A 12,882-nucleotide genomic window follows, 5' to 3' on the forward strand; every position below is an offset into this window, starting at 1 on the left:
AGATGAGGTGAGTAATATGGAGAATCAAACCCGCTGGGCATTGTCCGGTGCGCAGTCCGGCATATGGTTTGCACAGCAACTAGAGCCGGAGAACCCGATTTATAATACCGGTGAATACATCGAAATTAAAGGGAAAATCGAAATAAGTAAGTTTGAAGAAGCCTTAACCCAGGCAGTGAGGGAGGCTGAGAGTTTACACATCCACTTTGGGGAAAATCAAAATGGACCTTATCAAGTCTTGGATGAGGCCAATGATATCCCGTTTCACTTCATGGATATGAGTAATCAATATAATCCTGAAGAGAAGGCTTTGCAATGGATGAAAGAAGACCTGCTTCATCCCATTAACATAAAAACGGATAGTCTATACTCTCAAGCATTGTTTAAGGTAGGAGCGGAGCGGTATTTCTGGTATCAGCGGATTCATCATATTGTCATGGACGCCTTTGGTTTTTCACTACTATCGCAACGAGTGTCGAAACTATATACGGCTCTAGTCCAAGGTCAACCCTGTAAAGATGGAGCCTTTAGTCCATTCGTTAAGCTTCTGGAAGAAGACGCACAATATAGAGTATCCGAAAAATTCGAAGCGGACCGTCATTTTTGGATGGAGCGTTTTGCTGATCAACCGGAAGTCATGAGCCTTGCCGAACGCGCTCCTAGGACGTCTAACGGTTTTCTTAGCCAAACAGGATATTTATCATCTTTTGCCACACAGTCTTTCAAAAAAAATGCTCGTACATATTCGGGGACATGGCATGAAGTGGCCATGGCTGTCACCGCTGTATATATTCATCGTCTGACGGGCACGGAAGATGTCATCCTCTCCCTACCGATGATGGGACGTTTAGGATCTGCTTCAATCAATATTCCGAGTATGGTGATGAATTTACTACCACTTCGTTTAACCGTCCGACCGGATATGACCTTGAAGGAGTTAGTGAAGCAAGTATCAAGCGAAGTACGTAATATTCGTCGCCATCAAAATTACAGACACGAAGAGCTTCGTCGTGACCTTAAGCTCCTTGGTGATAATCAAAGATTGTTCGGTCCACAAATCAATGTCATGCCTTTTGACTATGGACTGGACTTTGCCGGTAATCATGGGATTACACATAAACTGGCTACAGGACCCGTCGATGACATATCGATAAACATATATGACAAGTCTGATGGAAATGGACTAAGGATCGATTTGGATGCGAACCCGGAAGTGTACGATTTGGAAGAGCTAGGCATTCATCATAACCGATTCTTAAGGTTGCTCGAGAAGGTGGCCACTTCAGAAGAGGTCCACCGTATAGGGGACCTTGACGTGCTTTTACCGGAAGAACGGGAGAGGGTCATGCACGAGTGGAACCAAACGAATGAGGAGATAGCACCTGTTAACTTGCCGGGATTGTTCGAAAAACAAGCAGCCAAAAGCCCATATCTAACAGCCTTGGTCGATGAAGTGAATGTCCTTAGTTATGACGAACTGAATAAGCGCGCTAATCGACTTGCCCATCTTCTCTTGGAAAAAGGTTTAGGACCGGAAAAATTCGTGGCGATTGCCCTACCACGCTCGGCTAACATGGTGGTGGTCATGTTGGGTGTATTAAAGACAGGGGCCGCATATCTACCCATTGATCCGGATTACCCAACCGATCGCATCGATTACATACTGAAAGACGCTAAGCCTATTTGCCTCATTACTAATCGAGAACTTGCTTCGAAACTGTCAAATGATGGTGAAACGGAGCTCATCATATTGGAAGAGGAAGAGAGTGCTCTTACAACAGGGAAATATTCTGATGGGAATGTGGATGACGTAAAAAGGAATGGAGCCATATCACCGCTTAACCCTGCGTATATGATTTATACATCAGGGTCCACAGGGAATCCAAAAGGTGTGGTCATTCAATCGGAAAGTTTGATTAACTTCCTTTCTTCCATGCAAAGTCATTTTTCTTTGAATCAAGAGGATAGACTTTTGGCGGTTACTACCATCGCTTTTGATATATCCGGTTTAGAAATATACCTGCCACTTCTTAATGGAGCCAGCTGCGTCGTTGCTGCCAAGGAGAAGATTCAAGAACCCAAGGCTTTGGCAAACATCATTACCGAACATGACATTACCATCATGCAAGCGACACCAACGCTTTGGCATGCCATGGTTACCAATTATCCAGATGTAATTAAGGGGCTCAAGGTACTTGTTGGAGGGGAGGCTCTATCCATTAGCTTAGCCACTGCATTAAAGGAATTAGGGTGTGAAGTAACCAATTTATATGGGCCAACTGAAACGACGATATGGTCGACCTCTAAAAAGTTGGATTCCAGTCAGACAGGTATGCCATCCATAGGTACACCGCTATGGAATACGCAGCTATTCGTACTCGATGCAGGCTTGCAACCAGTCCCTCCCGGAATCATTGGCGAATTATATATTGCAGGGAAAGGGCTAGCCCGGGGGTACCTCGGTCGCCCGGATTTAACAGCAGAGCGTTTTGTTGCCAACCCGAATGGTCCTAAGGGAAGCAGAATGTACCGTACAGGCGATTTGGTTCGTTGGAGAGTGGATGGTTCCCTGGATTATATTAGCCGGGCTGATCATCAAATCAAAATACGTGGTTTCCGAATGGAGCTTGGGGAAATTGAAGCGAAGCTCGCTCAACATCCCGAGGTTGATCAGGCAGCCGTGATTGTTCGTGAAGATAGCCCCGGAGATCAACGAATTGTGGCTTATATTGTTCCCTCAATCGATTCAACAGTGGATACAGGGGAGGTTCGCGAGTTTGTTGGCAGTAGTCTACCCGACTATATGGTCCCATCTGCGATCGTTAAGATGCAAGAGTTACCGCTAACTCCCAATGGGAAGCTTAATCGTAAAGAATTGCCCGTTCCTGATCTTTACTCTCTGATTTCAGATCGAGCACCGAGAACACCTCAAGAAGAAATCTTGAGTGAGTTGTTCGCCGAGGTTCTGGGTCTATCAAGAGTCGGAATTGATGATAGTTTCTTCAATTTAGGTGGCCATTCACTCCTTGCCTCCACTCTGATGGCTCGTATACGCAATACATTTGGAGTGGAACTGGGCATAGGGAAGATTTTTGAAGCGCCGACCGTCTCGGGCCTTGCCAAACAGCTCTCTAATGGGAAAAGTGCACGATTGCCCGTGAAAAAAACCGCCAAGCCGGAGAGGATACCTCTTTCCTTTGCCCAAAAGAGATTATGGTTCCTACACAGTCTTGAAGGTCCTAGCCCAACCTATAATATTCCATTGGTTATAGAATTATCGGGTGATTTGGATACGAATGCACTCGAGCGTGCAATCAATGACCTCGTTGCTCACCATGATACGTTGCGGACTATTTTTCCAGTGTCAGAGGGGAATGTTCATCAATGTATCATCGACCCTTCTGAAGCACGGGTGGAATTGTTAGTAACAAGAATAAATGAGTCGGATTTGGATGCGGAGATTGCAGTTGCCGCACGTTATAGCTTTAATCTTGCTGTGGAGCCATCCATTTATGCGCAGCTTTTCACGGTGAGACCGGACAAGCACGTTTTAGTTTTACTATTACATCATATAGTAGCGGATGGATGGTCCCTCACACCACTTACCAGGGATTTGTCGGCAGCCTATAAAGCGCGGGCTCTTGGAGAGATTCCTGACTTGCCACCTCTTCCAGTACACTATGGAGATTATGCACTTTGGCAGGAAGAGTTATTGGGAAAAGAGAGTGATGAAGCCAGTTTAGTGATAGAACAGCTGGATTATTGGAAAGAGGCACTGGCCAATCTCCCAGATCAGTTGGACTTGCCAATGGATTACCCTCGCCCAGTAGAACCAAGTTATAAAGGAGAAACCTTTAGATTCACCATTCCGTCAGTCTTGCACCAGAGATTAATGGAAGTGGCCCGTGAAAATGATGTCAGCTTATTCATGGTATTGCAGGCGGGACTTGCCACCCTGTTTACGCGCCTTGGTGCGGGTACGGACATTCCAATTGGGAGTCCGATTGCAGGGCGAAGTGACGATGCGTTGAGCGATATAGTAGGGTTATTTGTGAATACCCTGGTGCTACGTACGGATACTTCAGGGAATCCTACTTTCCGTGAACTTCTTGAAAGGGTGCGGAATGTCGATTTACATGCATATGAACATCAAGATCTGCCTTTTGAACGGTTGGTTGAAGAATTGAATCCGCCTCGTTCACGATCTAGGCACCCATTATTCCAAATCATGCTCGCCCTGCAGAATACGCCTGAGCCGAAGTTGGAGCTTCCGAGCATTCACTCCAACCTAGAGCTATATAGTGTGGGGACTTCAAAATTCGATATGACGATTGAGATTCGGGAAATGCATGATGACACAGGTAAACCGGATGGGATGAGTGGGCTTCTTGAATATAGCACAGATTTATTTAAACCTGAGACAATCGAGTTGTTGCTTAATCGATTCCTGCGGTTATTGGAAAGTGCTGTGACGGAGCCAAATCAGAAAATCGGCCGTTTGGAAATATTGGCACCAAAGGAACGACAAGAAATCCTTGTGGACTGGAATCAGCATGGAAAAGAAGTACCTCATGCGTGTCTGACTGCGTTGTTTGAGGAACAAGTGATCAGGTATCCAGACAATATTGCTGCCGTATATGAAGATAAAACCCTAACATATGAAGAGTTAAACAAAAGGGCGAATCAGCTTGCCCATATGCTAATGGCTAAAGGGGTAGGAGCGGAGCAGTTTGTAGCATTAGCGACATCAAGATCATTGGAGATGGTGGTAGGTTTACTTGCTGTACTAAAAGCAGGGGCAGCTTATTTGCCTCTGGATCCAGAATATCCAATCGACAGGTTGACTTTCATGCTTCAAGATGCTCAGCCTAGCTATGTTCTTACAAGTTCCAGTGTGGCAACCAGTCTTCCGGATCTGCACGATATCCAACAAATTGTATTGGACGATGCGAGCACGATAGTGGAAATGTCGCGATATTCAACGGATAACCCGCTAGATAGTGAACGGAAACGGCCATTATCACCTTTAAATGCAGCCTATATTATCTATACATCAGGTTCAACGGGTGTACCAAAAGGGGTAGTCATTCCTCATCAGAATGTAACCAGGCTCTTTGGATCGACAGAAGATTGGTATCATTTCAATTCGGATGATGTTTGGACGATGTTCCACTCCTATGCTTTCGATTTTTCGGTGTGGGAGATATGGGGTGCTCTCCTTCATGGTGGAAGGCTTGTCGTTGTACCACATGCAATCAGCCGTTCACCTGAAGAATTCTTGCAGCTTCTTGTGATGGAAGGAGTTACGGTACTTAACCAGACGCCATCCGCTTTTTATCAGTTAATGCAAGCAGACCGTAACAAGCCAGAACTTGGAGAGGAACTTGCATTGCGTTATGTGATTTATGGCGGGGAGGCGCTTGAACTTAGTCGCTTGGAGGATTGGTATAGCCGTCATCCAGAAAATGCGCCGCAGTTAATTAATATGTATGGCATTACGGAAACGACCGTCCATGTAAGCTACCTGGAACTTAATAGGGAAGTCACCTCCATGAAGGCGAACAGTCTCATAGGCTGTGCCATACCGGATCTTGGGGTCTATATTTTGGACGAAAGTCTACAACCGGTACCTCGAGGAGTAACTGGGGAGATGTATGTCTCCGGGGCTGGTTTGGCCCGCGGGTATCTTGGACGCCATGGTTTGACGGCAGAGCGTTTTATAGCGAATCCATTCGGTCCTTCAGGAACCAGGATGTATCGGACTGGAGATTTAGCCCGGTGGCGTGCGGATGGTTCATTGGATTATATGGGACGAGCCGATCACCAGATCAAGATTCGCGGTTTCCGTATTGAACTAGGAGAAGTTGAGGCAAGACTTGCTCAGTGCTCTAATTTGGAACAAGTTGCCGTCATCGTTCGTGAAGATCAGCCAGGTGATAAGCGATTGGTGGCTTATGCTGTGCCGGCAACAAATGCGGTGTTCGATTCAGCCGAATTACGTCGGTATGTTGCAGCAAGCCTTCCAGATTACATGATTCCATCTGCATTCGTATCAATGGCGGATTTACCATTGACGGCGAATGGAAAGCTAGATCGAAAGGCGTTGCCCGCTCCAGATTTCGGTGCAGCCGTATCAGGGCGTGGACCAAGGACACCGCAAGAGGAAATCCTTTGTAATCTTTTCATGGATGTACTCGGTGTACCACAGGTTGGAATCGATGACGGATTCTTTGATCTGGGAGGGCATTCCCTGCTTGCCGTCCAGCTGATGAGTAAAATACGTGAAGCGCTTGGCGTTGAATTGGGCATTGGGAACTTATTTGAAGCGCCGACAGTTGCTGGCCTAGCTGAAAGGCTTAAAATGGGATCGAGTCAGAGTGCTTTGGATGTCTTATTGCCACTTCGCAAAAATGGAGAGGAGCTTCCGTTGTTTTGTATACATCCAGCCGGAGGGTTGAGCTGGTGCTATGCTGGGCTAATGACGGCTCTCGGTCCAGGTTACCCGATATATGGACTGCAAGCTCGGGGCATTTCCGAGCGTGATCGCTATCCGGAAACACTGGTAGAGATGGCAGCGGATTATATCGAACATATCCGCACGGTCCAGCCAGAAGGCCCTTACCGTTTATTGGGTTGGTCACTGGGGGGGAATGTCGTGCATGCCATGGTTACCCAACTGCAAAACGAGGGAGAAGAGATCGAACTTGTGGCCATTCTGGATGCATATCCAAGTCAGTTTTTACCTTCTAAGGATGCTCCTGATGATGAGGAAGCCTTGATTGCCCTGCTTGCTTTGGGAGGATATGATCCTGATAGTTTAGGAGACCAACCATTGGACGATGCTCGTGCCATAGAAATTTTGCGCCAGGACGGAAGTGCATTGGCTAGTTTGGAAGAAGAAACGATCCTTAACTTGAAAGAAACCTATGTGAATTCCGTTCGGATTATGGGTGAATACGAACCGGGAGTGTTCAATGGTAACGTCCTGTTCTTTAAATCAACGATTCTACCAGGATGGTTCCCTGGCATTTCTACGGATACATGGAAACCATATATAAGTGGACTGATTGAACAGCATGATATCGAATGTCGTCATAAGGATATGTGCCAACCAGAGCCACTTGCAGAAATCGGAGCAGTGATAGCCAACAAGCTGTCGAAGATGAAAAATTACGCAATCAATTAAAGAAGGTGGAGATACCGAATGACCAACCCTTTTGAAAATGAAAATGGTACATATAAAGTTTTGATAAATGAAGAAGGCCAGCATTCTCTTTGGCCCGCCTTTTTGAACATACCAGAAGGCTGGTCCGCTATTTATGGAAAAGAAAGCAGAAAGAATTGCTTGGAATTTATTAATGCGAACTGGAAAGACCTTCAGCCTAAGAGCCTAAAGCTTGTATCAGGTATCGATGGAACAAACTAGCATTGCGCATACACCATAACCCTAAATTAGTCGTGTGTATGGTTCCGCTGTAGGGGGTAGCTATATTAGCCAGTGTTTTAGGGGTATTGGGAACAAGTGAGATGAGTACTAATGGGATGGGACTGATTGATGTAGCATCTTATCCAATTGCTCTCCTTGGTTCAGTACTCTTTCTTGTGATTGGTCTAATCATCTGTTGAGTTTGAAGAAAGACGATTTTAAAAGCCTACTGCCACATCAGAAAACAAGAGAAATTCCCGAGACGGAAACAGTTACAGCCAGTAAGTGAAAAATTCCTGATGGATATGCAAGAAAATAGTGGGTTGCTGTAATTTTATTCAGCGGCCCCTATTTATTTGTCCCAAGTAAAATCTATTTAATAGAAGATAAAGAGAATGAAGGGCGGTATAGTGGATGATTGAATTATATTATTGTAAATTGCCTGAGAGCAGAGAAAGTACGGTTATAGACGACTTACTCTTTCATGTCTCGAAAGAAAGACAGGGGCGATTGAAACGATTCGTGAAGATTGATGATGCATACCGTTCCTTGATAGGTGATTTGTTAGTCCGTTTTGCATTAAAAGAACGATACGGTTCGATAGGCAGGGAACTGAAAATTAAAACCAATGATTATGGCAAGCCATTTTTGGTGGAGCACCCTTCTTTTCACTATAATATCTCTCATTCCGGAGAATATGTGGTGTGTGCTGTCCATGATGATGCAGTGGGAGTTGATATAGAGTACATAGGACCTTATGATTGGCCCCTTGCTAAGGAACTTTTTACAGAAGAAGAGTATCAAGACCTGCTGAATGCTAAGGATGAGGGCCTTGCTACATTTTATGATATTTGGACCTTGAAAGAAAGTTATGTTAAAGCCATTGGAGAGGGCTTATCCAAGCCACTAAAGGATTTTTCTATGAAAAAACATAACAATGGATCCGTTCAGATAACAGATTTACATACAGAAAGACAGATTATGGATTACATATGCAAGCAGTATAAGGTAGCCAGTAAGTACAGCCTGTCTGTTTGTGCCCACCATGCTAATGAACACCAGTTTAGAAGGCAACCCATATGCGTCACTTTTCAAGAATTATGCGAGAGTCTGAGCTGTCATTCCTGAATATGTGACGACGTTGGCATATTTGGCCAAAGTCTGGTTATAGATTCTATTACATCTGGAGGAATGAAAATTGAAACAAATTAACGTTGCAGAGGTTATTGAAGGGAGTAAATTTAACTCTTTTCATCTATCTGTTTTACTATGGTGTATTTTCCTTATCCTTTTTGATGGCTATGATTTAGTTGTTTATGGATCTGTCATTCCAACCTTAAGCCAAGAATGGGGGACTGCCCCTAGCATTTTAGGATTAATAGGAAGCTTGACATTGGTAGGCGGTTTAATAGGTTCGCTTGTTTGTGGAGTCGTAGCGGATAAGGTGGGGAGGAAGAAAGTAATCATTACTTGTGTGGCCCTCTTTGGTACGTTTACTTTATTAACTGGTTTAGCTAAAGGACCAGTGGATTTTGCAATCTACCGTTTTCTAGCAGGTCTCGGATTGGGAGGCATACCGCCATTACTAGTTGTGCTTACCTCTGAATATTCTCCTAAGTCAATTAAGAATATGATGGTAGGTATCATGTTCAGCGGTTATTCGATCGGTGGTATATTGGTATCTCTTTTTGGAATGAAGGTCATTCCAGAATTAGGATGGGAATGGATGTTTTTCATAGGGACCATTCCGTTATTAGCCCTTCCCTTCTTAATTAAATACTTACCTGAATCTCTTTATTATTATGTAGAAAAGGAAGAGCATGAAAAAGCCAAAGAAATAGTGGCTCGTTTAGATCCTTGCTATATACCACATGACACAGACCGATTCATCATGAATTTATCAACATCTGGCGTTCCTGTCGTCAAGCTATTCGAAAAGCAGCGGGGAAGGTCCACCATCATGTTTTGGATTGCATGCTTTATGGGATTATTGATGGTATATGGATTGGGTACATGGTTGCCTCAGCTGATGATTGAAGCGGGGTATCCATTGAATTCTAGTTTGCTGTTTCTATGTTGCTTGAACATTGGAGCCATCATTGGTTCGATTTGCGGCGGTTGGCTTGCGGATCGAATTGGATCAAAGCGAGTGTTGATCAGTTACTTCAGTATTGGGGCAGTCTGTTTGGTCTTACTTGGGTTTAAGCCAGGGTCCCTTTTTCTATATGTTTTGGTTGCGATAGCCGGCGCTGCGACAATAGGATCGCAAAATTTAAATAATGCTTACATCTCCATGTTCTATCCAACACAGATAAAATCGACAGGGCTGGGGTGGGCATTAGGTATAGGGAGGTTCGGAGCCATTGTGGGTCCGACAATCGGTGGGCTATTAATAGAATGGAAGTTCCCTCTTTATATCAATTTTCTTAGCTTTGCGATTCCCGCTTTTATTGCAGCGATATCGATCAGTTTTGTGCAAAATAAACATAAAAGCACAAAGAATTTGGAATTAGGGCCAGTGGTAAATGGATACAGGAAAATCGACTAAAAAAGTATCTTTTATTAAATGCGTTAAGGAGGGGTGGGATTGGCACAATATACCTGCCAAGTGTGTGACAAGAATTTCAAAAGTTACAATGCAAATGCTAAGTATTGCTCTCAATTCTGCAAAGGAAAGGCTTATATAAAATTCCCTATAAGAAACTGCAAAGTATGTAATCGTGCTTATAAGCCACGGAATGAGTCGAACAAATACTGTTCGATGGATTGTAGTCGTAAAGGCAGAACAAATAAAGAACCCATGTTGAACAGGTAGATCAACATGGGTTCTTTTGCTATATTTTTCAAAAGGTCATTAGGAAAACGAAAGAACCTTTGCCTCGTGAGCATCCACGATATTTTGAACTTCCGTGCCGTCAATGGTTTCTTTTTTCAGCAGGGCCTCTACAAGTTCCTCATATTGTGGTCGGTTTAAATCGATTAATTTTTCTGTTTCTTGGATTGCCTGGGTGAAAAGTGCTTGCATTTTTTGTTCTTTCTCACCTTTATTGAAAGTTAAGGTGAAGCCATCTTGCAGCATACCGGTATCGACCATTTGTTCAAGTAGATGCTTGGCCTGTTGAACATCGCCACCTACGCCAATGCTGTGCTCACCTAAGTACATTCTTTCAGCAACGCCACCAGCCACTATCATTTTAACTTGATCTAACAATTCACTTGCCGTAGCCAGATGGAGTTCTTTCGGTATCGGTGCAACATATCCCAGGGCTTCACCACGGGGAATGATGGTCGCTTTCCGAACAGAACCGGGTTTAGTAAGAGCAGCAATCAGGGCATGTCCACTTTCATGAATGGCCACTCGACGTTTTGTATCCAAGTCGTTCAACGTACGTGAAGTGGCTCCAAGAACAGTACGGTCAATGGCATAATCAAGGTCCTCTTTACGAATCATTTCCTGTTCATTTCGTAGGGCATGACGGGAAGCTGTCTCAAACAGAGAGCGTATGTCTGCCCCGGAAAATCCGGATGTACTTTCGGCTATTGCATCCAAGGAAGTAAGGACCTCGGCTGCAAGTTTCTTTCCTTTTGTATGGATATCAATGATTTCTTTTCTTCCCTTTGTATCAGGGAGCGGCACTTGGAAGGAGAAATCAATCCGGCCTGGACGAAGAAATGCTTCATCGAGCATGTCCTTCCTGTTTGTGGCAGCCACGAACAAAATTCCTTCGTTTGAATGGCCCCCATCTAACTGGACTAGAAGTTCAGTCAGTGTTTTTTCGGCTTCTTCTCCGCCTTGGGCCTTCCGTTTACCAGCCAGAGCGTCCACTTCGTCGATGAAAATGACAGCAGGTGCCTGTTTTCGGGCATTTTGGAAAAGGCTGCGTACACGAGCTGCACCGACTCCGACGAACATTTCATTGAAAGCCGATCCGCTTGTCGAGAAGAAGTTGGCCCCAAGTTCTTTAGCAATAGCTTGTGCTAACAATGTTTTTCCGGTCCCTGGAGGGCCGTATAGTAATATGCCTTGAGGAGGTTTAATTCCAATTTTGGCCGAACGTTCCGGTTCTTTTAGAGTAGTGAGGGTTTGCAAGATTTCTTGTTTGATTTCGGGTTGCAAACCACCTATATCGGCTAAGGTTATTTCAGGAAGGGCTCTAGGAGCAGAAATGCTTTGTTTCTTGCTTCCAATACGTAAACCATTTTTCGTTTTCTTCTGTATAATTATTGCGGTTGTGACTAAAGCCGCCAGCAACCCGCCTAAAATCCATAATGCAGTCTTGTTTGTAGATGAAAATGAATAGCGAACATTATAGGTTTCGACTAGCTTGTTGACCAATTGACTGTTGGGAGGGACGTTGGATACATATTTTCCTTCTGGAGTGATGATATGAAGTGTTCCATTTCGTTGTTCTTCAATGGAGACAAGGGCACCTTTTTGGGCCTGAATCGTTTTTTCAATGGAAGAGAAGGGAATGACTATGTCTTTTGACTGATTTACCGCATACCAAGATATAACACCAATTATCACAATGAAAGCCGTTAAGAACGGCAGCAACTTCGAAACCAATTTTGAGTTCGATTTCAATATTTCATCTCCTTTAAGAATATATATACAGTATAAAATTTTTAAACGTGTAATCCATAGGTATAATTACCTAAAAATAAAGGTAATTAATGGAATTATGCAACATATAGGATAGTGGTTCGGTTTTTATAAGGAAAGAGTCGGGGAGTAGACAATCAAGCGTTAACCTGCAGGATAGACTTTTTAAAAATGAAATGCTAAAGTGAAGTGGTCTAAGTTATGAAAAAATAAAAAGGTAGATGAGTTGAACTTTTATGACTAAATTTATGAGAGACTATACGATTACGATGAAGGATATTGTTCGAGAAGGAGATCCCATTCTGCGTCAGGTAACGGATGAAGTTAGCCTGCCCATATCAGATGAAGATCGTGAAACGTTAGAATGCATGATGCAATATTTAAAGAACAGCCAGGATCCTAAACTTCAAAAGAAATATAATTTGCGTGAAGGGGTAGGCTTGTCAGCCAATCAAATTGGTCTGAATAAACGAATGTTCGTCATGTATTTTCCGGATGAAACAGGAAAGGTATACGAATATGCTTTAGTGAACCCAAAAATTGTGAGCCATTCGGCAAGCATGATTTATTTACCTCAAAGTGAAGGCTGCCTTTCTGTCGACCGTGATATTAAAGGATATGTGCCACGTTATGAACGGGTGAAAATTAAAGCATTAGATAGTAAGGGAGAGAAAGTTGAAATGCGGTTGAAAGGTTTTGCCGCCATTGTTTTTCAACATGAACTCGACCATTTAAATGGCATGATGTTTTATGATCGAATCAACTCAGAGAATCCTTTCAAACTTCCTGAAAATGTAGAAGTGAAAAGTTTATAAAGAAAAAGGGCAAAGCCTCATGCTTTGTCCTCTTTTCT

6 protein-coding genes are annotated in these 12,882 nt (G+C 43.7%); 5 read left to right on the plus strand and 1 reads right to left on the minus strand.

Annotated elements, in window-relative coordinates:
• Positions 1-16: 16 nt before the first annotated feature.
• The 4 genes from ACQKL5_RS19085 (at position 17) to ACQKL5_RS19100 (ending at position 9,974) form a co-directional block, all read left to right on the plus strand.
• Positions 17-7,186, plus strand: a complete 7,170-nt coding sequence (locus ACQKL5_RS19085; RefSeq protein ID WP_427610466.1) for an amino acid adenylation domain-containing protein — start codon at positions 17-19, stop codon at positions 7,184-7,186.
• A gap of 18 nt (positions 7,187-7,204) precedes the next feature.
• Positions 7,205-7,426: an MbtH family protein gene (locus ACQKL5_RS19090; RefSeq protein ID WP_427610441.1), complete on the plus strand. Its 222-nt coding sequence runs from the start codon at positions 7,205-7,207 to the stop codon at positions 7,424-7,426.
• Positions 7,427-7,840: 414 nt separating this feature from the next.
• Positions 7,841-8,554, plus strand: a complete 714-nt coding sequence (locus ACQKL5_RS19095; RefSeq protein WP_427610442.1) for a 4'-phosphopantetheinyl transferase family protein — start codon at positions 7,841-7,843, stop codon at positions 8,552-8,554.
• A 70-nt stretch (positions 8,555-8,624) separates the two neighbouring features.
• Complete coding sequence (locus ACQKL5_RS19100) at positions 8,625-9,974, plus strand: MFS transporter (protein WP_427610443.1); 1,350 nt, start codon at positions 8,625-8,627, stop codon at positions 9,972-9,974.
• A gap of 306 nt (positions 9,975-10,280) precedes the next feature.
• On the opposite strand, the gene ACQKL5_RS19105 is transcribed toward ACQKL5_RS19100, so the two are convergent.
• Positions 10,281-12,011 carry an AAA family ATPase gene (locus ACQKL5_RS19105; protein ID WP_427610444.1) on the minus strand — a complete coding sequence of 577 codons (1,731 nt, stop codon included), beginning with the start codon at positions 12,009-12,011 and terminating at the stop codon, positions 10,281-10,283.
• 254 nt (positions 12,012-12,265) lie between these two features.
• Here ACQKL5_RS19105 and def point away from each other — a divergent pair, with 254 nt between their 5' ends.
• Complete coding sequence (gene def, locus ACQKL5_RS19110) at positions 12,266-12,844, plus strand: peptide deformylase (RefSeq protein ID WP_427610445.1); 579 nt, start codon at positions 12,266-12,268, stop codon at positions 12,842-12,844.
• Positions 12,845-12,882: the final 38 nt, after the last annotated feature.

This window comes from Peribacillus sp. NPDC097675, from assembly GCF_050277655.1.
Lineage (GTDB): Bacteria > Bacillota > Bacilli > Bacillales > DSM-1321 > Peribacillus.

Coding starts and splice junctions, on each gene's coding strand:
- ACQKL5_RS19085 (WP_427610466.1), top strand. CDS start 17: ATGGAGAATCAAACCCGCTGGGCATTGTCCGGTGCGCAGTCCGGCATA.
- ACQKL5_RS19090 (WP_427610441.1), top strand. CDS start 7,205: ATGACCAACCCTTTTGAAAATGAAAATGGTACATATAAAGTTTTGATA.
- ACQKL5_RS19095 (WP_427610442.1), top strand. CDS start 7,841: ATGATTGAATTATATTATTGTAAATTGCCTGAGAGCAGAGAAAGTACG.
- def (WP_427610445.1), top strand. CDS start 12,266: ATGACTAAATTTATGAGAGACTATACGATTACGATGAAGGATATTGTT.